The sequence below is a fragment of the Asaia sp. Ae19-3 genome (genome assembly GCF_059801175.1).
The window spans coordinates 723,476-745,204 of the sequence record NZ_JBCHWF010000001.1 but is presented as its reverse complement, the minus strand read 5'-3'; the positions used below and the strand labels follow the sequence as shown (position 1 = coordinate 745,204).

22 protein-coding genes are annotated in these 21,729 nt (G+C 59.8%); 10 read left to right on the top strand and 12 right to left on the bottom strand.

Going from position 1 to position 21,729, the window contains the following annotated elements:
- Nucleotides 1-84: 84 nt before the first annotated feature.
- The 3 genes from AAID99_RS03220 to AAID99_RS03210 are packed head-to-tail and all read right to left on the bottom strand — an operon-like array spanning nucleotide 85 to nucleotide 3,880.
- Complete coding sequence (locus AAID99_RS03220) at nucleotides 85-1,110, bottom strand: ribonucleotide-diphosphate reductase subunit beta (protein WP_188425307.1); 1,026 nt, start codon at nucleotides 1,108-1,110, stop codon at nucleotides 85-87.
- Nucleotides 1,107-1,931, bottom strand: coding sequence for an META domain-containing protein (locus AAID99_RS03215; protein WP_188425306.1), 825 nt, complete (start codon nucleotides 1,929-1,931; stop codon nucleotides 1,107-1,109). Before AAID99_RS03215 ends, AAID99_RS03220 begins: the two co-directional genes overlap by 4 nt.
- On the bottom strand, nucleotides 1,922-3,880 hold the full coding sequence (locus tag AAID99_RS03210; protein ID WP_371869818.1) for a ribonucleoside-diphosphate reductase subunit alpha: 1,959 nt from the start codon (nucleotides 3,878-3,880) through the stop codon (nucleotides 1,922-1,924). The genes AAID99_RS03215 and AAID99_RS03210 overlap by 10 nt, the downstream gene beginning before the upstream one ends.
- A 297-nt stretch (nucleotides 3,881-4,177) precedes the next feature.
- Between AAID99_RS03210 and AAID99_RS03205 the strand changes: the two genes are divergently transcribed.
- Nucleotides 4,178-4,606 (top strand): OsmC family protein, encoded by a 429-nt coding sequence (locus AAID99_RS03205; protein WP_498493133.1) that lies wholly within the window; start codon nucleotides 4,178-4,180, stop codon nucleotides 4,604-4,606.
- 51 nt (nucleotides 4,607-4,657) lie between these two features.
- On the opposite strand, the gene aroC is transcribed toward AAID99_RS03205, so the two are convergent.
- Both aroC and fabI read right to left on the bottom strand, forming a co-directional pair.
- Nucleotides 4,658-5,758, bottom strand: a complete 1,101-nt coding sequence (gene aroC, locus AAID99_RS03200; protein ID WP_188425304.1) for a chorismate synthase — start codon at nucleotides 5,756-5,758, stop codon at nucleotides 4,658-4,660.
- 1 nt (nucleotide 5,759) lies between these two features.
- The gene (gene fabI / locus AAID99_RS03195) at nucleotides 5,760-6,602 is read right to left on the bottom strand and encodes an enoyl-ACP reductase FabI (protein WP_188425303.1); all 843 of its coding nucleotides are present in this window, start codon (nucleotides 6,600-6,602) and stop codon (nucleotides 5,760-5,762) included.
- Nucleotides 6,603-6,744: 142 nt separating this feature from the next.
- Here fabI and pdxH point away from each other — a divergent pair, with 142 nt between their 5' ends.
- The 6 genes from pdxH (at nucleotide 6,745) to AAID99_RS03165 (ending at nucleotide 12,921) form a co-directional block, all read left to right on the top strand.
- Nucleotides 6,745-7,356 carry a pyridoxamine 5'-phosphate oxidase gene (gene pdxH, locus AAID99_RS03190; protein ID WP_498493132.1) on the top strand — a complete coding sequence of 204 codons (612 nt, stop codon included), beginning with the start codon at nucleotides 6,745-6,747 and terminating at the stop codon, nucleotides 7,354-7,356.
- Between the two features lie 74 nt (nucleotides 7,357-7,430).
- Nucleotides 7,431-8,318, top strand: a complete 888-nt coding sequence (locus AAID99_RS03185; protein ID WP_188425301.1) for a universal stress protein — start codon at nucleotides 7,431-7,433, stop codon at nucleotides 8,316-8,318.
- Between the two features lie 66 nt (nucleotides 8,319-8,384).
- Nucleotides 8,385-10,343 carry a glycosyltransferase N-terminal domain-containing protein gene (locus tag AAID99_RS03180; protein WP_188425300.1) on the top strand — a complete coding sequence of 653 codons (1,959 nt, stop codon included), beginning with the start codon at nucleotides 8,385-8,387 and terminating at the stop codon, nucleotides 10,341-10,343.
- Complete coding sequence (gene lpxK, locus AAID99_RS03175; protein WP_306414298.1) at nucleotides 10,340-11,326, top strand: tetraacyldisaccharide 4'-kinase; 987 nt, start codon at nucleotides 10,340-10,342, stop codon at nucleotides 11,324-11,326. Before AAID99_RS03180 ends, lpxK begins: the two co-directional genes overlap by 4 nt.
- 9 nt (nucleotides 11,327-11,335) lie before the next feature.
- Nucleotides 11,336-12,259, top strand: a complete 924-nt coding sequence (locus tag AAID99_RS03170; protein WP_188425299.1) for a lysophospholipid acyltransferase family protein — start codon at nucleotides 11,336-11,338, stop codon at nucleotides 12,257-12,259.
- Nucleotides 12,260-12,549: 290 nt separating this feature from the next.
- Nucleotides 12,550-12,921, top strand: a complete 372-nt coding sequence (locus tag AAID99_RS03165) for a hypothetical protein (protein WP_188425298.1) — start codon at nucleotides 12,550-12,552, stop codon at nucleotides 12,919-12,921.
- A gap of 78 nt (nucleotides 12,922-12,999) precedes the next feature.
- Here the strand turns inward: AAID99_RS03165 and AAID99_RS03160 are convergent, their stop codons facing one another.
- Nucleotides 13,000-14,382, bottom strand: a complete 1,383-nt coding sequence (locus tag AAID99_RS03160; protein ID WP_188425297.1) for a penicillin-binding protein activator — start codon at nucleotides 14,380-14,382, stop codon at nucleotides 13,000-13,002.
- Here AAID99_RS03160 and rsmI point away from each other — a divergent pair.
- Nucleotides 14,367-15,311 (top strand): 16S rRNA (cytidine(1402)-2'-O)-methyltransferase, encoded by a 945-nt coding sequence (rsmI, locus tag AAID99_RS03155; protein ID WP_188425296.1) that lies wholly within the window; start codon nucleotides 14,367-14,369, stop codon nucleotides 15,309-15,311. The two genes, AAID99_RS03160 and rsmI, sit on opposite strands and share 16 nt — an antisense overlap.
- A gap of 33 nt (nucleotides 15,312-15,344) precedes the next feature.
- Here the strand turns inward: rsmI and AAID99_RS03150 are convergent, their stop codons facing one another.
- Genes AAID99_RS03150 through AAID99_RS03140 form a run of 3 tightly spaced genes read right to left on the bottom strand, consistent with a single transcriptional unit; the run spans nucleotide 15,345 to nucleotide 18,132 of the window.
- A complete protein-coding gene (locus AAID99_RS03150) occupies nucleotides 15,345-15,968 on the bottom strand; it encodes a LolA family protein (protein WP_188425295.1) in 624 nt (207 codons plus the stop codon).
- Nucleotides 15,969-15,978: 10 nt separating this feature from the next.
- Entirely contained in the window at nucleotides 15,979-17,361 is a 1,383-nt protein-coding gene (locus tag AAID99_RS03145) for a glutamate--cysteine ligase (protein ID WP_188425294.1), read from the bottom strand.
- A gap of 54 nt (nucleotides 17,362-17,415) precedes the next feature.
- On the bottom strand, nucleotides 17,416-18,132 hold the full coding sequence (locus tag AAID99_RS03140; RefSeq protein WP_498493131.1) for a 16S rRNA (uracil(1498)-N(3))-methyltransferase: 717 nt from the start codon (nucleotides 18,130-18,132) through the stop codon (nucleotides 17,416-17,418).
- Nucleotides 18,133-18,207: 75 nt separating this feature from the next.
- Here AAID99_RS03140 and ubiA point away from each other — a divergent pair, with 75 nt between their 5' ends.
- Both ubiA and AAID99_RS03130 read left to right on the top strand, forming a co-directional pair.
- Entirely contained in the window at nucleotides 18,208-19,128 is a 921-nt protein-coding gene (gene ubiA / locus AAID99_RS03135) for a 4-hydroxybenzoate octaprenyltransferase (RefSeq protein ID WP_371869817.1), read from the top strand.
- Nucleotides 19,125-19,766: a class I SAM-dependent methyltransferase gene (locus AAID99_RS03130; protein ID WP_498493130.1), complete on the top strand. Its 642-nt coding sequence runs from the start codon at nucleotides 19,125-19,127 to the stop codon at nucleotides 19,764-19,766. The genes ubiA and AAID99_RS03130 overlap by 4 nt, the downstream gene beginning before the upstream one ends.
- A 19-nt stretch (nucleotides 19,767-19,785) precedes the next feature.
- Here AAID99_RS03130 and AAID99_RS03125 read toward each other — a convergent pair whose 3' ends face one another.
- The 3 genes from AAID99_RS03125 to AAID99_RS03115 all read right to left on the bottom strand — a co-directional run bounded on the left by AAID99_RS03125 (nucleotide 19,786) and on the right by AAID99_RS03115 (nucleotide 21,675).
- Entirely contained in the window at nucleotides 19,786-20,043 is a 258-nt protein-coding gene (locus AAID99_RS03125; protein ID WP_229719509.1) for a hypothetical protein, read from the bottom strand.
- A 118-nt stretch (nucleotides 20,044-20,161) separates the two neighbouring features.
- Nucleotides 20,162-21,154 carry a DNA polymerase beta superfamily protein gene (locus AAID99_RS03120; protein WP_498493129.1) on the bottom strand — a complete coding sequence of 331 codons (993 nt, stop codon included), beginning with the start codon at nucleotides 21,152-21,154 and terminating at the stop codon, nucleotides 20,162-20,164.
- The gene (locus tag AAID99_RS03115; protein ID WP_498493128.1) at nucleotides 21,151-21,675 is read right to left on the bottom strand and encodes an HD domain-containing protein; all 525 of its coding nucleotides are present in this window, start codon (nucleotides 21,673-21,675) and stop codon (nucleotides 21,151-21,153) included. The genes AAID99_RS03120 and AAID99_RS03115 overlap by 4 nt, the downstream gene beginning before the upstream one ends.
- Nucleotides 21,676-21,729: the final 54 nt, after the last annotated feature.

The window sequence follows — 21,729 nt, the reverse complement described above, 5'->3', positions numbered from 1 at the left end:
TTCCACCACCAAACAAGACACCTCAGGTGAAGAATATCAAAGAAGTGCATAAAAAAAAGGGAGGGGTTTCCCCCTCCCCTGTTCTCAGGAGGCGAACACATCCGCCTCGAAAGCCTCTTCCCATGATCCTGTGGTGGATGCGCGGGAGTATTCAGTGGCGCGGTTTTCGAAGAAATTCGCGTGCTCGACAGCATTGAGCATGTCGTCGAGCCAGGGCAGCGGGTTTTCTTCGATGCCATAGAAAGGATCGAGCCCGAGCTGAGTCATGCGACGATCGGCAATGAAGCGGATATAGCGCTTCACCTGCTCGGCGCTCAGCCCCTCGACATCCCCCATCTCGAAAGCGAGATCGATGAAGGCGTCTTCATGCTCAACCGTCGTGGCACAGATCTCTGCCAGTTCAGCGCGGAAATCCTCGGTCCAGATCTCGCTGTTCTCACGCACGAACGTACGGAACAGGCGGATCATCGAGAGGCAGTGAAGAGTCTCGTCACGCACAGACCACGAGACGATCTGGCCCATGCCCTTGAGCTTATTGAAGCGCGGGAAGTTCAGCAGAATTGCAAAGGAGGCAAAAAGCTGCAGCCCTTCCATGAAGGCGCCGAACGCCGCCATGGTCTTGGCGATTTCGCGCTTGTTGTTGATGTTGAAGGACTGCATGAAATCATACTTGTCCTTCATCTCCTTGTATTTCAGGAACGCCGAATACTCCGTCTCCGGCATGCCGATGGTGTCAAGAAGATGCGAATAGGCCGCGATGTGAATCGTCTCGATATTCGAGAACGATGACAGCATCATCAGCACTTCGGTCGGCTTGAAGACCTGGCTGTAATACTTCATGTACGCCGAGTTCACCTCGACGTCAGCCTGGGTGAAGAAGCGGAAGATCTGTGTCACCAGATGACGCTCGCCTTCGCTCAGCGTGCGATGCCAGTCTTTCACATCATCGGCCAGAGGCACTTCTTCCGGCAGCCAATGAACGCGCTGCTGGATCAGCCACGCATCATAGGCCCAGGGATACCGGAATGGCTTGTAGACCGGATTGGCGGTCATGAGATCGAAATGCTGCTCCTCGGCGAGCGGGGCGCCTTGGTTCTGTGTCTCACTCATTGGCTTTTCCTGACTCTGGTATGCTTTGTCTGTGTCTTGGCGGCATGGCCGCCGGTTTCGTTGCGGCTCAGGGTCAGAACCGTGCTGCCCTGCGCGTCATCAAGCAGAAGCCTGTCTTGTGCCATACGCCAGGATTTGACCTGAGACGCTGCGGCAAAAACGGCATCTTCCTGCGTCATGCGTATGCCGGGGCAGGCCATGCGGGTTCCGGCAATCGGCCCGAAAGTGAGGCTCTGCCCGGTTGCGCTGACATGGCCCATCATGCGGTTGCATCCGCCTGTGCCCGAAAGAAATCCGTCAGCCCGGAACACCATGAAAGCGGGCGCCTCAGCGCTGGTCGGCTTTTCGCCTACGGCGTCGATCTTCCAGTTTCCGATCAACGCCGTCGGGAGAAGCGTTGTCACGGGCTCGACAACGATCGTCCCTTCGGCGGGTACCGTGCCGGTCGCCATGATGGCTTCCTTGCTGATATAGAGAAGTCGACCATCGGCCCGGATCTCGGCGCGCAACGCGTAGCGATGACCCGGTTTGAAGGCTGCCGGATCATAGGAGAGTGCATAGCCGAAGCTCTGCGTGCCAACGGGCGCGAAAACGGTCTTACTCAACGTGATCGAAGGCGCATCAGCCAGGCTGACATCGTCGAGCATCACCGCCAGCTGGGCATTCGCAGGCAGGTCGATCCTGCCTTTTATCGTGACCAGGCCGCGCAGGATAGTCGAGGCACCAGACTGCGCCTCATCGGCCCATGCTGCTCCTGCACAGAGACTTACAGGCATGATTCCGAGAAGACAGGCCGCGAGGGTGAAAGCTCTTACTGACATGACAGGCATTCTTCATAGCTTGTCGTCGCCACGGGCTTCTTGGCAGCTTCAGCCGCATTCGAGCTGTAGTCTTCTTCCTCGAGAATATTGGTCTTGAGGGCCATGTCGCTCACAGCATCAGCACGCTGGATCGAAAGCGAGCGGCAATAATAGAGCGACTTCACACCACGCTTCCATGCCAGATAATGAATCTGGTGCAGATCGCGCTTATGGATATCGGCCGGAAGGAACACATTGATCGACTGTGCCTGGCAGATGAACTGCGCACGGTCGGCCGCGTGTTCGATCACCCAACGCTGATCCAGTTCAAAGGCCGTCTTGTAAACATCCTTCTCATCCTGGGTGAGGAAATCCAGATGCTGGACCGACCCCTTGTTCAGTGTGATGGATGACCAGACCGCATCATTATTCTGGCCCTTCTGTTCCAGAAGCTTGAGCAGATGGCGGTTACGCACGGTGAACGAGCCGGAAAGCGTCTTCTGCAGGAACACATTGGCCGAGATCGGCTCGATACCGGGGCTGGCATTGCCGGCGATAATCGAGATCGACGCTGTCGGTGCGATGGCCATCTTGTTCGAGAAACGCTCCATAAAGCCGTATTCCTCGGCGTCAGGACACGGTCCCAATACCTCGGCCAGATGCTTCGATGCCGCATCGGCCTGAGTCTTGATCTGCTCAAAAATACGCTTGTTCCATACGCGGGCCATCACGCTCTCAAACGGGATGTTGCGCGCCTGGAGGAAGGAGTGGAACCCCATTACACCCAGACCGACCGAACGCTCGCGCATGGCGGCATAACGCGCACGCTCCATGTCATCGGGTGCGCGGTCGATAAAGTCCTGCAGCACGCGATCAAGGAAGAGCATGACGTCTTCGATGAATTGCGGGTTGTCTTTCCACTCGTCCCAGGTCTCGAGATTGAGCGACGACAGACAGCATACAGCCGTACGGTTCTTGCCGTGATGATCAAGGCCCGTGGGCAGTGTAATTTCCGCGCAGAGATTGGAGGTTTTTACCTCCAGTCCGGCAAGCTTGTGATGCTCGGGGCGCGCCTTGTTCACGTGATCCGAATAGATGATGTAGGGCTCGCCCTGCTCCATACGGGCCGTCAGGATACGGATCCAGAGCTGGCGCGCGGAGATGCTGCGGACGATGGACATGTCCTTCGGCGAGCGCAGGCCCCATTCGGCATCCTGCTCAACGGCGCGCATGAAATCATCCGTGATCAGCACACCATGATGAAGATTGAGCGCCTTGCGGTTCGGATCGCCACCCGTGGGGCGACGCATCTCAACAAATTCCTCAACTTCGGGGTGCCAGACCGGCAGATAGACCGCAGCCGAACCACGGCGCAGCGAGCCCTGCGAAATGGCCAGTGTCAGGCTGTCCATGACACGAATGAACGGAATGACGCCCGAGGTCTTGCCGTTCTTGCCGACATTTTCACCGATCGAACGCAGATTGCCCCAATACGAGCCAATGCCGCCACCCTTCGACGCCAGCCAGACATTCTCATTCCAGAGATCGACAATACCGCGCAGGCTGTCATCCGCCTCGTTCAGGAAGCAGGAGATAGGCAGACCACGCGTGGTGCCGCCATTGGACAGGACCGGCGTGGCAGGCATGAACCAATGCTGCGAGATATAGTCATACAGGCGCTGCGCATGGGCTGCGTCGGCACCATAATAGGACGCCACGCGGCCAAACAGATCCTGGTAATGCTCACCCGGCAGCAGATAGCGGTTATCGAGCGTCGCACGACCGAAATCGGTCAGAAGAGCATCGCGAGAGCGGTTGACGCGGACTGGATGATGGCCTTCAAGCTGCACCACATCGTCGAACATGTCCGGCTCGGCCTCGATCTGCTGCGGTGCGCGGTCACAAGGCTCGGGCAGCACGTCAGCCGATGCAGAAACAGTCTCACTGGTCGTGTCGTCTAGCAGGCTCACGGGCCATCTCCCCAAGATCTAACCGGGACCGAAATCCCAAATTCAGAGTGTCCTCTTGGCGCAAGAGCCGCCCCCGAGACAAGCAATATATCGGGTTAAATTTCACCCCCAACACTACATATGGTGTTGACAGGGCAAGAAGCCCTTGAGGAACCTAAGGTTCCATGGCTGAGGTTTTTTCACTCCGTCAGAGAGCGTGGCCGCGATGTCACAGGATGCGCGATGAACATTTCGCGTTGCGCCGCGTTGGCTGAGCAACCGGCCCGGATCGGGCCCGGAAAAGCAGGAGATCTTGCAATGACGATCAAGAAATCAGCCAGCGCCCAGTGGAGTGGCGGCCTCAAGGATGGCAAGGGCAGCATCTCGACCCAGAGCGGCGCGCTGTCAAACCAGCCCTACGGCTTCAACACCCGTTTTGAAGACAAGCCGGGCACGAATCCCGAGGAACTGATCGGCGCAGCCCATGCTGGCTGCTTCACCATGGCGCTCTCGATGATTCTCGGCGAAGCCGGTCTGACGGCTACCTCGCTTGAGACCAAGGCAACCGTCTCGCTCGACAAGACCGAGTCCGGTTTCGAGATCTCCAAGATCCATCTCGATCTCAAGGGCAGCGTTCCCGGCGCCGATCAGACGAAGTTCGAGGAGCTTGCCACCAAGGCGAAAAATGGCTGCCCCGTTTCGCAGCTCTTCAAGACTGAGATTACCCTGACAGCAACTCTGGGCTGAACAGGCTTCATGGCCGCTTCTCTCAAAGCGGCCATGACCCGCGACGCAAATTCAGCTGCGGTTGCGATGCCAGCTGTTCTGGGCATGATCACGCAACAGATGATCGACCAGAATGCAGGCCATCATGGCCTCTGCCACCGGCACGGCCCGGATACCGATACAGGGGTCATGACGCCCCTTGGTCATGACATCGATATTTTCGCCATGACGGTTGACTGACGGCACAGGCACAAGGATTGAGCTGGTCGGCTTGATCGCAAAGCGTGCGGTAATGGGCTGCCCGGTAGAAATACCCCCGAGAATACCCCCGGCGCGATTGCCCTCGAAATGCAGAACACCATCATGCATACGCATCGGGTCTGCATTCTCTTCGCCACGCAAGGTGGCCACACCGAACCCCTCGCCGATCTCAACAGCCTTGACGCCGTTGATACCCATCAGACCCGAGGCGATATCCGCATCGAGCTTGCCATAGAGCGGCGCACCCAGACCGGCCGGGAAGTTTTCAGCGACGACTTCAACCAGCGCCCCGATGGAAGACCCGTCCTTGCGCACGCTGGAGAGCAGACCTTCCCATTCGATGGCCGTAATCGGATCAGGACAGAAAAGCGGGTTGCGCAGAACCTCGTCCCAGTCCCAGCGGCTGCGATCGATAGCAAGCCCCCCAACCTGAACGAGAGCCGCCCTGATCTGGGCTTCCTCACCAAGCAGTTCAGCTATCACCCGTCGGGCAACGCCCCCGGCGGCAACCCGACAGGCCGTCTCGCGCGCCGAGGAACGCCCACCACCACGATAGTCGCGATGGCCATATTTCAGATCATACGTAACGTCGGCATGCCCGGGTCGATAACGCAGAGCGATGTCGGAATAGTCTTTCGAACGCTGATCGGTATTGTCGATCATTAGCGAGATCGGGGTCCCCGTCGTCCTGCCCTCAAACACACCGGACAGGATACGGACCTGATCGGCCTCCTGACGCTGCGTGGTGAATTTCGACTGACCGGGTCGCCGACGATCCAGCCAGGGCTGGATGTCGGCCTCGCTCAGGGCAATGCCCGGAGGGCACCCATCAATGACGCAGCCAATGGCGGGGCCATGGCTTTCGCCCCAGGTCGTGCCCCGGAACAGCGTGCCAAAACTGTTATCCGACATCTCAGCCTTCTGAAGATGCGACGGCGATATCGGGCGCTGTCGGGTTCTTCATGCCAACCACGTGGTAGCCGCAATCGACGTGATGAACCTCGCCAGTGGTGCCCGAAGAGAGATCAGACAGGAAATACAGGCCCGAACCGCCGACATCCTTGAGCGACACATTACGCTCCATCGGCGCGTTGAGCTGGTTCCAGCGCAGGATGTAGCGGAAATCACCAATGCCGTTAGCGGCGAGAGTCATGATCGGACCGGCAGAGATCGCGTTGACGCGAATATTGTCCTTGCCCAGATCGGCGGCCATGTAGCGCACGGAAGCCTCAAGCGCTGCCTTGGCAACACCCATCACATTGTAATGAGGCATGACACGCTCGGCACCCAGATAAGAGAGGGTCAGCAGTGAGCCGCCATCGGTCATGAGCGCAGCTGCGCGGCGCGCAACAGCAGTGAACGAGAAGCACGAGATATCCATCGCCTTCAGGAAGGCATCGCGAGGCGTATCGACATAGCGCCCACGCAGGTACTGCTTGTCGGCCCAGCCAATGGCATGAACGACGAAGTCGATCTTGCCCCATTCCTTCTCGATTTCGTCGAAAGCACGGTCGATATCGGCGTCATCGCTGACATCGCAGGGGATGACCAGCGAAGCCCCGACGCTTTCTGCTAGAGGCTTGACCCGCTTGCCCAGCGCTTCACCCTGATAGGTAAAGGCGAGCTCTGCCCCCTGAGCAGCGCAGGCTGAAGCGATGGCCCAGGCGATGGAGCGGTCATTGGCGACGCCCATCACAAGGCCGCGCTTGCCCGTCATCAGCGTCCCGGTGGGGAGATCGAACGAAGCGGTGGACATGAGGCAGATCCCGGTTAATGTCAGCAAAAGAAATAATAACGAACCGCTACGTCGCACATGCCCGCTGCGCAAACAAGTCTGGAGATGACACGTTAGAGGGGGCGACAAAGACGGAACGAAGACAAGCAGGAGGCACATTACCATGCCCGACGAAGCCACCCTTCCCCTTATTCCGCTCGACGCAGACCCGTTCGTGCTTTTTGCAGAATGGATGAAGGAAGCCGAGGCGAGCGAACCGAACGACCCGAATGCCATGGCCATCGCAACGGCCACGGAGTCTGGCGTGCCGTCAGTGCGCATGATCCTGCTCAAGGGGGCTGATGAGCGCGGTTTCGTTTTCTATACCAATCTGGAAAGCCGCAAGGGTGGCGAGCTTCTTGCAAATCCCCATGCCGCACTGCTTTTTCACTGGAAGTCGCTTCGCCGTCAGATCCGCATCGAAGGCCCTGTCGAACCGGTAAGCGAGGAAGAGGCGGATCGCTATTTCGCCAGCCGCAGCCGCAATTCGCGCATCGGTGCCATTGCTTCCGATCAGTCACGCCCGCTGGCCGATCGTGCCGAATTCGAAGACCGCATCAGACAGGTCACAGCGCGTTTCGAAGGACAGGAGCCCCTGCGCCCCGCCAACTGGTCCGGCTTCAGGCTCGTGCCACAGCAGATGGAATTCTGGCAGGACCGTCCCTACCGGATGCATGACCGCGCCACCTGGACACGACAGGAAAATGACTGGGCTGTGACGCGCCTCTACCCCTGAGTGACCTTCATACCGGGGAATGCTTGCGGGCGTTCCCTCTCTTTTCAGCGAACGAACATCAAGCGAGACTTTCCATGGCAAACGACGTCCGAAACATCCTCGTCCCGCTCAATGGCGCAGGCAATATCGATGCCGTTCTGCGCGTGGGGCTTCTCCATGCCCGTGCTTTCAATGCCCATCTCTCGACCGTGCTCGTCGGCGACGACCCCAATGAAATGGCAGCCCTGACCGGCGAAGGCCTGTCGAGTTCAATGATCAACGAGATGATGGAAGCCGCCGAGCACGAGGCGCATAGGCGCATGCTGCAGGTGCGGCTGAAATTCGACGCGTTCGTCAAGGAAAACGATATCGAGCCCAAACAGGGCTTCCTTGAGAATGACCCACTCACCCAGTCCCGCCTGAGCGCCTCTCTCGAATTCCTGACGGGCTCGGAGCATGAAGCCGTTACCTGGCGCGCACGTCTGTCCGACATTACGCTGATGCCCCATCTCGGCCCGAATGATAATGCGCGCGCTTCAGAGGTTCTGCACGCCGTACTGTATGACAGTGGCTGCCCTCTCGTCATCGCTCCGCCCAGCCCGCCGGTCAGTTCGGGCAACCGCCTCTGCATCGCGTGGAACGGGACGGCAGAAGCCGCATCGGCGCTGCGCGGCGCCATTCCCTATGCCAAACGCGCCGAGGCGGTGCAGATCCTGACCAGTGTCGACTACCACCGGCGCGGCCCGGAAGCCGATACGGTGCAGGATTATCTCAGACTGCACGGCGTCGAGGCCGAAATCAGGGTCTTCAAGGGGATCGACCGGGATGTCGGTGCCGGTATTCTGGCAGCCTGTGCCGATTTCGGTGCAGACATGCTGACAATGGGGGCCTACTCGCATTCCCGCCTGCGCCAGATGATCCTTGGCGGGGCCACACGTCATATTCTGGAACATGCCGAGCTGACCGTGCTCATGAGCCGCTGAGGATTTTGCCATACTGCGTCGGACATGCTACCGCCGCATGATGCGTGCTTTCCTTTCAGACGCCGAATGAACCGCATCAGCCTGAAACGCGCGGCAGGTCGCTCTCTTCTCGTTCTGGCGCGCTTTTATGTCGACCTGACGATCCGCACGACGCGCTGGACAATCACCGGCGCGCCGGAATCCTTCCCGTCTCTCCTGCAGACATCCGAACGTCTTGCAGACGGCTGCATCACCGCAGCATGGCACCGGACACTTCTGATGCTGCCTGCCATGTGCCGTTGGGCGCATCATCAGAAGCCCGACCTGCCCATCACGGTCATGATCAGTCGTAACCGCGACGGTCGCTTCATCAGCGATCTCATCGCCCCATGGAATATTGCGAGCATCGAAGGCTCGAGCGACCGCAACGGCAAGAACAAGGGTGGCAGCCGTGCGCTGCGTGAGGCGTGCACCGCCCTCAAAAACGGTGCGATCTTCATGATCACCCCGGACGGTCCACGCGGCCCGGCCGAGACCGTGCAGGCGGGCACGGAAACCCTTATGCGCCTTACCGGAAAACCACTAGTGCCCATCGGAGCCGCCTGCACTGGCTTCACCCTTCCCAGCTGGGACCGACTAAGGGTACCGCTTCCTTTCGGGCGCGGCTATCTGCTTTACGGCGCGCCATGCACCTATCCCATGACGGGTGACGAGATAGCTGCAAAGCTGAAGACACTCTCGGCTCGCGCAGAGAGTAGTCTCGCCCTGGGACGCGCCACACTCGCCGATCGCCTGTGGAAGGCACTGGGTACGGCCCTGCTTCCCGCACTACGCGCCATGTCACTGATCCGTCTGCGCCGGGGGAAGGAACGGCTCGACCGGTTGCCGGAGCGACGCGGACGCACCGGACTGGCACGCCCGCAAGGCACCATTCTCTGGCTTCACGCCGCCAGCGTCGGAGAAACGCATTCGATCCTGCCGCTTATCGCGGCCCTGGCGGAACGCCATCCGACGCATTATTTTCTGATCACCACCGCCACGACCAGCGGCGCGGATATCATCGCCGCCTATCAACGCCAGGCCGGTCCGCTGGCATCGCGACTGATCCACCAGTTCATCCCCTATGACGTACCGCTCTGGACAAAGCGTTTTCTCGATCACTGGCGTCCCTCGGCCCTGCTGCTGACCGATAGCGAACTCTGGCCGGGTATCATTCTTGCCTGTACGCGCCGCGCCATCCCTGTAGGCGTTCTCAATGGTCGCCTCTCCGCACGTTCCTGGCAGCGCTGGCAGAAAATGAAGCGTTTCGCGCCGCCACTTTTCAAACGCCTCGCTTTTGTCGCGGCACGTGGCGCAGAAGATGCCCGCCATTTCGCCGCGCTGGGTGTGCGCGATGTCGTATGTTTCGGCGATCTCAAACAGAATGCGCCGCCCCCTTCGGTCGACCAGGGAGAACTGGCCGCGCTTAGGGCCCAAATCGGAAACAGACCGGTTTTTCTGGCAGCCTCCACCCATGAAGGCGAGGATGAAATCGTCCTGCGCGCAGCAGCTCTGGCGCGTCGCACCCTGCCTGACCTTCTGACGATTATCGCCCCCAGGCATCCTGTACGGGCGGAGCAGATCGCCACGCTCGCCACGCCGTCTCCGCCGCGACGGTCACTCGGACAAAAGCCCTCTGACGCCGACCCGGTCTGGATTGCCGATACGCTTGGCGAACTCGGCCTGTTCTATCGTCTGGCCGATTGCGCCCTGATCGGCAATTCACTCCTCCCTTCCGGTGGCGGCCATAACCCGTTCGAGCCCGTCCGGCTTGATGTCGTGCTGGCAACAGGGCCCTACCACGGCAATTTTCGCCCTGCTTTCGAGAAACTCGGGGGCTTCGTGACAGCTATTAAGGGTGAACAGGATCTGGCTGAGTGGATCGGAGCAGTGGTGGATAACCCGACAACATGGCAGGCCAAGGCCCGGCAGGCGCAAGCCGCCATTGCCTCGCAGGAAGCTGTCCCAGCAGCCCTGCTCGACAGGATTGACGCGCTGTGCGCCTGAAATTGGGTCCACCGCATTTCTGGAAAGAGGAGAATCCTGGCTGGCAGGCCCGGGCACTCGCCCCTGCGTCATGGATCGTCGGAACCCTGGCGCATATCCGGACGCTGCGCGCCTCTCCTGCTGTCTCGCCCCTGCCCGTTCTGTGCTGCGGCAATCTGAGCGTCGGCGGGACCGGCAAGACCATTCTTGTGCATGATCTGGCCCGTCGCCTCGAAAACCGCGGCGAGAAACCTCACATCCTGAGCCGGGGCTATGGCGGAAAATTGCAAGGCCCGTTGCGCGTCGACACCGCCCACCACACAGCGCAAGACGTAGGCGATGAACCATTCATGCTCGCTCAGCAATTTCCGGTCTGGATTGGCGCCAATCGGGCGGAGACAGCGAGGCTCGCCGCCGAGTCAGGCGCCACATGTCTGGTGATGGATGACGGGCTGCAAAATCTCAGCCTGCGCCAGACGCTCAGGCTGATCACGATCGATGGTGGTGCAGGCCTCGGAAACGGACGCACCCTTCCCGCCGGGCCACTGCGCGAGCCGGTGTCCAAGGGACTGAGCCGTGCGGATGCGGTCGTGCTGATCGGACGCGACGACACAGCACTCGCGACACGCCTCCCCCCTCATCTGCCATGCCTCGCCGCAAAACTGATCCCCTCGGCTGCCATCAGGCGATTACAGGGCAAGCAAGTCATCGCGTTTGCCGGTATCGGGCGTCCGGGCAAGTTTTTCGACATGCTGTCAGATGCCGGGGCAGCCCCAATGCGCATGATCACCTTTGACGATCATCATGACTACACCGAGCGCGATTGCCGGCGCCTGTCCGTGCTTTCGCATCAGCCCGGCGCCGTTCTGGTGACCACAAGAAAGGACTGGGTAAAACTTCCGGACTGGCTACGCAGCGACGTCGTCGTGATTGATGTCGAACTGCTCTGGGCCGATCCTGAAGCACCGGAAAGGCTGCTGGACCTGCTCCTGACGAATGTGTAGAGCCGCCTTATGAGCGAGAAACCTGCCGTCACCCTGCTACACCGTGCCGAATATGCTGTGGCGCGTCTCTGTCTGACCGGGCTTTCCTGCCTCAATCCGGCCACCGCCTCCAATCTGGGTGGGTGGCTGGCCCGCAAGATTGGTCCTCGCCTGCCGGTCTCACGTGTGGCCGATGCCAATATTGCCCTGGCAATGCCGAAAACCACAGCAGCAGAGCGGGCGCAGATCATCAGCGATGTATGGGACAATCTCGGCCGCACCGTTGCCGAGTTTCCGCATCTGGCCCGGTTGAAACAGGATACGGCAACCGGTCCGGGCTGGAGCATTGCCAATGCCCATATCCTTGAGGAAATGGCCGCGACAAAGAAGCCGGTCATTTTCTTCTCCGGTCATATCGGCAACTGGGAAATGCTTCCCCCGGTGGTGGCACGACATGGCCTGCCCTTTGCCTCTTTCTATCGCGCCGCAGGCAATCCTCTGATCGATAGGCTGATCATTGATCTGCGGGCAAAGGCAATGGGATGCGACGTGCCCATGTTTGCCAAGGGCGCCAAAGGCGCGAGGCTTGCGCTGCGCCACCTCGCACAAGGCGGGCATCTGGGCATTCTCGGTGACCAGAAGATGAATGATGGCATCGAGTGCCGGTTTTTCAACCTGCCTGCCATGACAGCATCGGCTGCGGCGACCTTTGCGGTGAAATATGACTGCCCGATCGTGACCGGGCGAATCATCAGATTGGGGCCCGCCCGGCTTCATCTGGAGGTCGGCCCCGTGCTGATGCCCGATCAGTCTATGCCGAGGCAGGATGAGATCGGATCACTGACCCAGCAACTGAATGACCGTCTCGAAAAATGGATCAGGGAAATACCGGGATGCTGGCTTTGGCTACATCGTAGATGGCCCAAAGAACTCTATGCGAGAAAATCGGGCTGAGGCGAAGCATCGGCCTCAAGGCAAGTGTCTCCCAACCAACGAGAGGCATGAATACAAGACGCAAATTAGATGAATACTCTATATAATTCATAAACATGGAATATATCAGGTAAAAATCGGCCTTTTAGTTTCGCATACCCAATTTGCGCGTAGACGAAACAAACCATTGCTTTTATGCAACACCGCTTCAATCTCATGACAAAAAATGTGCGTTGGACGTAATTTAACGTTGAGACCGGCGGCTTTTGCCGTCTAGCCTCGGAGTTGCACCAGAAATGAGGACGCAACGTATGGCCCAGACGCTGCCGTTTCCCAAGAACGAAACTCCAGCACCTCTCAGCAATGTGATTCCACTGCGCTTTAATGTGTTGCCCCGTCATCGCGAGTATCTCTCGCAGTGGCTGCAGGCCGGTATGGCCATGGGGCTATGTGATGCCGATATCGAGACTGAGTGTTTCGAAGGACGCGACGAAGCTGTGGCCCATATCCTGATCTGGGTTCGCGAGAACGCAGACCCTGCCTACATGATCAAGCCACGCGGCCTGCGCTGGGTTCTGATCGACCATATCCGCGAGCACGAGCTGGGTGTCTATGCCAGCCTCGAACTCGCCCTACACACGGTGCGCCCGGTCCTGCCGCTCAAATCCATCGCGGCAGCCTGAAAATCTCGCCTGTCGCCCCCAATCAAATGCAGGGGCGATAAAGGGAAACGCGAGAGGACGGCCTAGCCCCTGACGACGTCAGGGGGCGTTGCGGACCAGTCTTCTAGGCGCCGCGGAGGCCATTTTCACACCGCCACCGGGAAGAATCTCGAAGACCGCCAGACCACGAGCGACAGTCCCGTCAGGCTGCAACACAAAAGTGCCATCTGAACCTGCAAACCCGTCTGGCCGCAGGAGCGATTTCTGCGAGAACCCGTCAGGACTCTGGCTCAACACGGCAGCCATGGTTGCGGTGTCGTAGGCCACATTGGCGAGTACGGACGGCGCGTAGCCATAGCGGCTGCGATAACGCTGAACGAAATCCGTACGCGACGTCGGATCTGGCGCGGCGAACCAGCTGCCCTGCAAAGCCCCGAGTTTTGCTGCAAAAGCGCTCCAGAGAGCCGGTCCGAGGATACGCGTCTGATGCGGATCGACCGAAGCTTGCTTGAGCCCGTCGATGACCGTGGCCAGTTGCAGCCCCGTATCGCCAAGCAAAAGCGCATCGAAGGGCGGAGGCGGCAGCGCGACAGGGCCGGGAACGGCCTGAGGCGGGGCGCCACCTGGAGTTGCAGGCGGTGTCGCCGGGCGGGTAGGCGTTGCTGACGGGGTCGGAGCCTCTGCCGTGCCTAGAGGATTGACCGCGTCGGGTTCTTCCGCCTTCGCGGCGTCAGGTTGCTGCGCCACCTGCCCCTGACGGAACTGCAGATTGGCGAGCGTCTTGATGCCGCCCGTGATCGAATCGGGAGCCTCGGTGTGGAACACGATCTGTGGTGCGGCCAGCCCCTTGGCTGAACAGGCCTTGAGGAGTGCGTCACCAAGAGCATGGCCGAGCGCATTATCGGGAAGGAAGGCAGCAAAAGTCTTGCGCCCTTCCTGTGCCGCCGCATCGACAAGCCGCCCGATCTGCTGCTCGACCGTAACACCCATGACCCACACACCCGGCTTCGCCTGGGCCTGATCACTGGTATAGGCAAATTCGGGGATATTGGCTGGCTGCGTGACAGAGGCCACCGCAGCAGTCTGGGGGGCGGTAAGCGGCCCCAGCACAACCATATCGCCATGATCGAGTGCTGCCCGGGCAGCGCCTTCGGCAGTCTGGCCCAAAGCATCGGTATCGCGGATATCGAGGGTTACGCCATGGCCCTCGGGCACTGCAATATGGGCGGCATTGGCCATCTGCTGGCCAAGCTTGGCGAAGCGTCCAGTAAGCGGCAGCAGCATGCCGATCTTCCGGGTCGTGTCCTGCTGGGCCGTGCCGGATGAAGGAGGGCTGATGGGCGGAGGCGTTTCCGGCCCGCTACAGGCATTCAGGGCGAGCAGCGCAACACCGGCGAGTGCGGAAACCTTGCATGCAGAGGCCGACCTGAGCGATGTGAAGGAAACCACGCGCTGACGGGGACCGAATGTCCGACTTACCATCTTGCACCCATACTCCTGTTGACGATTCGACCCTTGATGGTCCGCAGCATGCTTATGACACTTCCTCCCGTTCTGCGACCCTTGCGGCGGGAAGCCTGACACTGGTCGCAACGCCCATAGGCAATCTGGGCGATATCAGCGCCCGCGCCATTGCCACGCTGAACGCAGCGGACGTCATCCTGTGCGAGGATACGCGGGTAACAGCGAAACTGCTCAAGGCCTATAATGTTTCCACTCCGACACAGATTCTTCATGATCACAATGAAGAAGGCCGTATTCCCGGTCTGCTGAGCCGACTGCAATCCGGTGCGAAAATGGCGCTGGTTTCTGATGCCGGGACGCCCCTGGTCTCCGATCCGGGCTTTCGTCTGGCACGCGCCGCCATTGCCGAAGGAATGAATGTCGGCGCGGTGCCCGGCCCCAATGCAGCGACCCTCGCCCTTACCCTGTCGGGTCTGCCGCCTCATCCCTATCTTTTCAGTGGCTTCGCCGCCTCGCGGTCATCGGCGCGACGGAGCCAGTTCGCCGTGCTGCGCGCCGCAGAACAGGCAGGATTCAGCGCGACCCTGATTTGGTATGAGGCCCCTCACCGGTTGCTGGACATGATCGAGGATCTGATTGCGGTCTTTGGCGCCGACCGTCAGGCAGCGGTGGCACGCGAACTGACCAAGCGTTTCGAAGAAGTAAGGCGCGGCACGCTGAGCGAGCTTAAGACCCACTTCACCCAGACTGCTCCGCGTGGCGAGATCACCATTCTAGTTGGACCGACCGAAGAAGATACAGCGCCCACGGAGGAAGATCTCGATGCCCGCCTGCGCACGGCCCTGAAGACGCATTCAGTCAAGGATGCCGCCGCCCTGGTCGCCGGGGCAGTCAATCTGCCAAAGCGCGTCGTCTATGCCCGCGCCCTGGAACTCGGGAAGGAATAAAAGGCTCCCCGGCGTCACGCCGGGGACAAGTGATCAATCCTGCTCTTTCGGAAGCGCAAAAAGCGTGTCCGGCAGGGTGGGATTGGCTGCGACATCGAAAAGATCGATCTGAGTCTCGCGCCCCTGCGCGTCTTTCACAACCCATGAGCGCAGAGTCAGCGGCGAGTCAGCGAAAATAAGCGTCAGACTGCCCTCGGAAGGTGTCGCGCTACGCACGAGCGTGACCTGCACCAGTCCCTTGTCGTGCTGAAATCCTGTGACGGTCACATCCCCGGACAGGCGCAGATCGGGGCGCAGAAGCAGACCAAGCGGGGTGCGGTCGAGCGGTAATGTCGTGACTTGGCCCAACTCACGGTCCTGATAGACGATCTGCCCCTGATTGGCGATCAACAGCAGCGGGCTCGGCTTGTCATAATCGAAGCGCATGCGCCCCGGCCGATCGAGCCAGGCCGTTCCCGTCGTACGCGCGCCATCGGGCGCGATCTGCTGAAAGCGCGCCTTGATGGCATGAATGCCGTTCAGCGCATCCTGAACGCGGGCAATCCAGCCTGCATCAGCCGGACGCAACACAGCGGGCTTGACCTGCGCCATGACCGGCACCGGAGCAAAAAGGAGACCGGCGAGGCCGGTGAACAGGCAGGCTGCGCGCAGTGTCATGGCCGATCCGTCAGATAGCAGCTTCGTTGAAAATAAACCTGACATCACCCTGCCAGTCCCCATGATAGCGATCGAGCCAGTGTTCGGCCTGGGTTTTAGCGCCATCAGCGATGGCCTGGAGCGGGGCCAGATAATTCTCCTCACCGAGCTTGCGTGCACGCAGGCCCTGCTCCGCCAGAGCAATCACGCGCTTTGCGAGCGCACGCAGCCCACCGGGGAAGGTGGCATCCAAGCCCTTTCCCGGCACCGCAGCGCGTAGGGCACGATAGCTGTCCCAATCCTGCTCACGCACGAGTGCCTCTGCCGCAAGAAGCGTCGCCGGATCGTAGAGCAGGCCGACCCAGAGCGCAGACTGCGCCAGCATCATGGCAGGACTGCCGGCATCGGCACCGCGCATTTCAAGAAACTGCTTGAGCCTGACATCGGGGAACGCTGTCGTAAGGTGGTCTTCGAAGTCACCCATGGTCGGCGTAAGCCCGGCCAGCGCGGGCTGCGCCTTGCCCGCGAGCCAGTCACGAAACGACGCCCCTGCCACATCGCGTATCTCGCCATCGCGCATCACGAAATACATTGGCACGTCAAGCACCCAGTCGACATAATGCTCAAAGCCGAAGCCGTCTTCAAAGCAGCAGGCTGGCATTCCCGAACGGGCATTGTCGGTATCGGTCCAGACATGCGCGCGGTTCGACAGCAGCCCGTTAGGCTTGCCCTCATAGAACGGCGAATTGGCGAAAAGGGCGGTGGCAAGAGGCTGAAGCGCCAGAGAGACGCGCATCTTGCGCGCCATGTCTTCCTCAGAGCCGAAATCGAGATTGACCTGCACTGTGCAGGTGCGCGTCATCATGTCGAGACCGAGCGTACCTACCTTGGGCATGTAACGACGCATGATGGCGTAGCGGCTTTTGGGCATGATCGGCATGGCATCACGCGACCAGAGCGGCTGAAAGCCCAGCGGGGCGAAACCAAGACCCAGGGATTGGGCAGGCGCACGCAGATCGGCGAAATGAGCTTCCATCTCGGCCCTGGTCTCGTGCAGATCGGCTGTCGGGCGCCCCGATAGCTCGAACTGGCCCGCGGGTTCGAGCGAGACCGACTCCCCCTTATGAACGCCCCTGCCCTTCAGACCGATGAGCTTGCCGTGGTCCTCGATCGACTCCCAGGCACTGCCATCGCCCCTGAAGCTGTGCAGCAGCGATTCAATACCGTCCGGTGTATAGGCGGGTGGGCTGTAGGCGACGCGCCCGGATTGATCGTCAGGCAGAACGAAGCCGAATTTCTCGTGCTCGGTGCCGATACGCCAGGAGGCTTGCGGCTTTGCGCCATCGGCAAGAAGCGTGACGAGCTGGGCCTTGCTCTGGATGGGCGTGTCGTTCAGGTCACCTGGATTGGACATGGGCGTTACTGGAGCCTCAGGGGTGTCTGGAAAAAGAAACTGATGAGTTTCGTCCTATATGGACTGTGAGGAGCGAAACGCCAACTGGGCAAGTCCTGCAACAACTGCGGTATCGGCCCTCAATATGCGTTTTCCGAGCGAAATCGGAATAATCGCCTCATGGGTATTCAACAAACGACGCTCGGTTTCGGAAAAACCACCCTCCGGCCCGATGAGCAGTCCGTAATCACCCGGTACCACACCAACGCTTTCGCTTTCCTGTCGTTCCAGCCCAGCGTAAAGCGCTCTGCTTCCCTGCCATTCGGCCAGAAGCTGAGTGAGCGGCCTGAGCGGATCAATAAGGGGAATGTCGAGCCGCTCACATTGTTCTGCCGCCTCGATGGCGATGGCACGAAAACGCTCGGCATTGATTCTGTGGGTATTCGTGCGCTCGGTGATCACTGGACAGAATCGTGTCACCCTCATTTCGGTCCCCATGCGCAGAACGAGATCGGTGGCATCACGCTTGAGCGGGGCAAAAACCAGCACCGGCCCGATCGGCTGCTCGGGCGCCCTGACCTGCGCAACAAGAAGCGCCTGCCCCCTGTCCTTGCGCTGGATCTCGAGACGAGCCTCCCATTCCCCGGCTGCCTCGTTGAAGACATGAACCGTATCGCCATTCTGCAGGCGCAGCACCGTGGCCAGATAGCGCATCTGATCCGCATCGAGCGCCACCCCCTCGCCCTGGGGCGGAAATGGCAGATCGAGATATAGCCGGGGCGCGTCCTGCATGAGACCCTCTTGATGCGTGATTGACGTTCGACCCTCATAGACGCAATGAACCGTCATGACGACACGGAGACCCTAATGATACGTCAGACCGCAGCCCATACCGATATCCGCGCTCACGGCTGGGTTGCCCGTCTGCCGGAGGGATTGCGCCCGTATGTGCTGCTGGCACGTCTGGACCGCCCTGTCGGAACATGGCTTTTGCTTCTGCCCGGGATCTGGGGCATCGAACTTGCACAGGGCACGACGCCTTTGCACCGGGCGGTGCTGATCCTGCTTTTCGCCATCGGCTCTCTGGCCATGCGCTCGGCGGGCTGCGTCGTGAACGACATCTGGGATCGCAAGATCGATGCGCAGGTCGCCCGCACCGCAGGGCGTCCTCTGGCGAGCGGACGCCTTTCGGTCAAACAGGCACTCGCATTTCTGGCGGCTCTCCTGCTGATCGGCGCGCTTGTCCTTTTCCAGTTGCCGCTCATCTGCTGGGCGCTGGCGCCTCTGGCCCTGCTTCTGGTCGGTCTCTATCCAGCCGCGAAACGTGTCACCTGGTGGCCGCAGCTTGTCATGGGTTTCACATTCGGCTTCGGCGCGCCCATGGGCTACGCCGCGAGCGCCGGACATGTCGATTGGGTCTGTGCCCTGCTTTACGCGGGCACGATCATCTGGCAGCTCGGTTTTGACACGATCTACGGCTTTCAGGACATGGATGACGATGCCCGTATAGGCGTGCGCTCAACCTCTCGTCTCTGGGCCTCGAAGGCGCGAGGTTTCATTGCAAGCTGCTATGGGGGCGCAATCGTGCTTTTCGCCGCAGCCATGGCTTTTGGCCATCTGCACTGGTCGGCTTGGCCCGTCGCCGCCTTCGCGAGTCTGATCCTCCTGACACAAATCACACGGCTTGATATCCACAATCCGGCTCTCTGCCTGAAACTGTTTCGTCAGAACGTGCCCTTCGGTCTCGTGCTGGCCCTCGCCTTCATTCTCGGGCGCAGTTTCTCATGAAAGACCCTGCCGCTTTCATTGTCAGCCAGACGTCCATCGAGACCGCCCCTCTCGTTCCTGAGCTGCGCCTTCATCTGGCAACCGAAATCACCCCGATCTGGCAGGCAACCGAATCCCATCTAGCCGAGATGAATATCGAACCGCCCTTTTGGGCCTTTGCCTGGCCTGGCAGCCAGCTTCTCGCACGCTGGATTCTCGATCATCCCGAAAGCGTTCGCGACAAGAGTGTGCTCGATTTTGCCTGTGGCGGTGGTCTTGCCGGGCTTGCCTGTGCAAAAGCCGGCGCGAGCGAGGTGCTGGTCAATGACATCGATCCTCTCGCCCTCGACGCCGCCCAACTCAACGCAACACTGAACGGGCTGCGCGTGACGCCGCTCCATGGCGATCAGATTGGCAAGGTTCCCCCCGTCGATCTGCTGCTCTGCGGGGATGTCTGCTACAATCAGCCGATGGCGGACCGCATCATTCCCTGGCTGCGCCGCTGCGCTCAGGACATGGAAGTCTGGATGGCCGACCCCGGCCGCCCTTATGCCCCCAAAGACGGCATCGACATCCTCAGTTCCGCCACGCTACCGACGACCATGGAACTGGAAGGCAAGACGACCAGAGAGACAAGATTGTGTCGTATCTTGCCCTAGCCGCAATAGGGTTATTCTCTCAGTTGCTCGCCAATGTGGAGAATGTGACCCTGTCTCCCTCATCTGTCGCCCAGATCCCATTGTGAACGGGAGCGCCGATCACAATGTATTGGCCATCTAACGCGAGCATATAGGCTTTCTGGTTTTTGCCCGGCACCAGATCTTTCATTGCGAAAGACTTTCCGAGAACCGGTAGACCATCGAAGATATATCCAACGAAGGTTACTTCCTCCGTCTTTTTAAAAACCTCACTGCTCAGCCCGGTCCATATTTTCATCAGGTACTTTTCGCCCGGGACAAGAACATTTCCATTTATGACCGTAAGTTTCTCCAATTACTTACACAACACATAACAGGATCATGAATCCTATAAACACATAATTAAACTATATAAGTTAAATTTTTTCCAACTCGAAGATAGCATTTTTGTACGTATGACAGATGAGATCGTCTCTTAGAGCACGATCGGGTTCGACGCCGACGAATGAGGTCGAGTCTGCAAGACGTTCGATCTCTATCAGCAGAGCTTCGAGTTCCTGACCAACGCACTCAGCACTCACTTTCCCTCCTTTGATCGCACGCAGATGGTCGGCCTCGGGCCTTGGAAAGGTGATATGACCCGTGCTCAGCAATTCCCTGGTCTGATAGCCCAACCTCAACGCATGGCTGAGCGCTTTCCCGTCTGAACCGTCGCTGGACGCATTGGCGCGGGCCCCGTAGCTCGCTGCAGCACGAGCCAGAAGCGCCTCCGCGTCACTCAGCTTCGTCCTGAAAGGCGTCTTGCGCCCGGCACAGCTCAGATGCGCAACAGCCCCGTTAGGGCCCGGCTGATCGATCATGACGATTGCCGTATGCGCGAAATTCGAGGTGGCGATAAAATCGCGCAGCCTTGTCTCGATATCTTCCAGACGCCCGGCGCCCCCATGAGAGGCGCGCTCCTCTCTTAGGAAGCGTGCCATCTGAGTCAACTCTGCCAGTCGCGCACCGCGCGCGCCATTGCGCTCTGCATGGGCACGGCAATAGCCCAGAAAACTCGCCGTACTCAGCCCGATCAGCGAAAGACGGGAGCCAACAATGCGATGCCAGACAGGATGCGGCTCCTCCAGCCAGAATTCAGGAGGCGTAAAAACCATATCGAGCGCAACAATCTGGCCCTGCCCGAGAAAATCGAGAAAGCGGTGGAGCGAGAAGCCGGTTTCGTCGACTTCACCAGCCTGGTTACGCTCGCCGTGAGTCTTTTCACGCTGCGTCACAACGACATCCTGACAGGATTGCAGCAGGATATCGCGTGCCGAGGGCAGAAAGACTGCCTTGAGATCGGTATCAGAAGCAGGCGTATCGGTGCCAAAGAGATGCGATCCCGCCACCATGCGAATGACGGGTGTCATGACCGTGATTTTTCCCAGGCATCCAGCACGTCGCCGAGTTCGCGATGAAGCCTGCGATCTCCCTTCGTCAGAAGCGGCATGAGCTGCTTCATCTCGCGCAGGAACGTCACGGCGAAATCATTGTCGTGACGGATGATCGAACGGGCATTGTCCAGCAGATCAGCCAGCTTGATCGTCTGTCCCTCGGCACTCGCCCGTGCCGAATGGGCCCGGTCAATCGCCTTGCGCGTCTCGCGGTTACCATCCTCGGGGCGGCTCACATCGGTCAGCATCTCGACAAGACTCCCGACATCGGAACCGAAGACGGTGTCGATCTCGGCCTGGGTAACGGGTGTGTCTTCAACGACGTCATGAAGCCAGGCCGCAGCGACCGCCTCGGGCCGTCCACCCGCTGTCGCCACGATCAGCGCCACTGCCTCAGGGTGAACGATATAATCCTGGCCGTCATATTTGCGTTTCTGCCCGATCGAGGCATGGGCTCTGGTCGCAAATATCTTGGCGCGACGCACAAGGCCATTCATTGACGTGCTTCTTTCCTTCTCATCCGCCGGTCATACCCGGTCAGGGTGCCATCC

Coding starts and splice junctions, on each gene's coding strand:
- AAID99_RS03220 (WP_188425307.1), bottom strand. CDS start 1,110: ATGAGTGAGACACAGAACCAAGGCGCCCCGCTCGCCGAGGAGCAGCAT.
- AAID99_RS03215 (WP_188425306.1), bottom strand. CDS start 1,931: ATGTCAGTAAGAGCTTTCACCCTCGCGGCCTGTCTTCTCGGAATCATG.
- AAID99_RS03205 (WP_498493133.1), top strand. CDS start 4,178: ATGACGATCAAGAAATCAGCCAGCGCCCAGTGGAGTGGCGGCCTCAAG.
- aroC (WP_188425304.1), bottom strand. CDS start 5,758: ATGTCGGATAACAGTTTTGGCACGCTGTTCCGGGGCACGACCTGGGGC.
- fabI (WP_188425303.1), bottom strand. CDS start 6,602: ATGTCCACCGCTTCGTTCGATCTCCCCACCGGGACGCTGATGACGGGC.
- pdxH (WP_498493132.1), top strand. CDS start 6,745: ATGCCCGACGAAGCCACCCTTCCCCTTATTCCGCTCGACGCAGACCCG.
- AAID99_RS03185 (WP_188425301.1), top strand. CDS start 7,431: ATGGCAAACGACGTCCGAAACATCCTCGTCCCGCTCAATGGCGCAGGC.
- AAID99_RS03180 (WP_188425300.1), top strand. CDS start 8,385: ATGAACCGCATCAGCCTGAAACGCGCGGCAGGTCGCTCTCTTCTCGTT.
- AAID99_RS03170 (WP_188425299.1), top strand. CDS start 11,336: ATGAGCGAGAAACCTGCCGTCACCCTGCTACACCGTGCCGAATATGCT.
- AAID99_RS03165 (WP_188425298.1), top strand. CDS start 12,550: ATGGCCCAGACGCTGCCGTTTCCCAAGAACGAAACTCCAGCACCTCTC.
- rsmI (WP_188425296.1), top strand. CDS start 14,367: ATGTCCGACTTACCATCTTGCACCCATACTCCTGTTGACGATTCGACC.
- AAID99_RS03160 (WP_188425297.1), bottom strand. CDS start 14,382: ATGGTAAGTCGGACATTCGGTCCCCGTCAGCGCGTGGTTTCCTTCACA.
- AAID99_RS03150 (WP_188425295.1), bottom strand. CDS start 15,968: ATGACACTGCGCGCAGCCTGCCTGTTCACCGGCCTCGCCGGTCTCCTT.
- AAID99_RS03145 (WP_188425294.1), bottom strand. CDS start 17,361: ATGTCCAATCCAGGTGACCTGAACGACACGCCCATCCAGAGCAAGGCC.
- AAID99_RS03140 (WP_498493131.1), bottom strand. CDS start 18,132: ATGCAGGACGCGCCCCGGCTATATCTCGATCTGCCATTTCCGCCCCAG.
- ubiA (WP_371869817.1), top strand. CDS start 18,208: ATGATACGTCAGACCGCAGCCCATACCGATATCCGCGCTCACGGCTGG.
- AAID99_RS03130 (WP_498493130.1), top strand. CDS start 19,125: ATGAAAGACCCTGCCGCTTTCATTGTCAGCCAGACGTCCATCGAGACC.
- AAID99_RS03125 (WP_229719509.1), bottom strand. CDS start 20,043: ATGAAAATATGGACCGGGCTGAGCAGTGAGGTTTTTAAAAAGACGGAG.
- AAID99_RS03120 (WP_498493129.1), bottom strand. CDS start 21,154: ATGACACCCGTCATTCGCATGGTGGCGGGATCGCATCTCTTTGGCACC.
- AAID99_RS03115 (WP_498493128.1), bottom strand. CDS start 21,675: ATGAATGGCCTTGTGCGTCGCGCCAAGATATTTGCGACCAGAGCCCAT.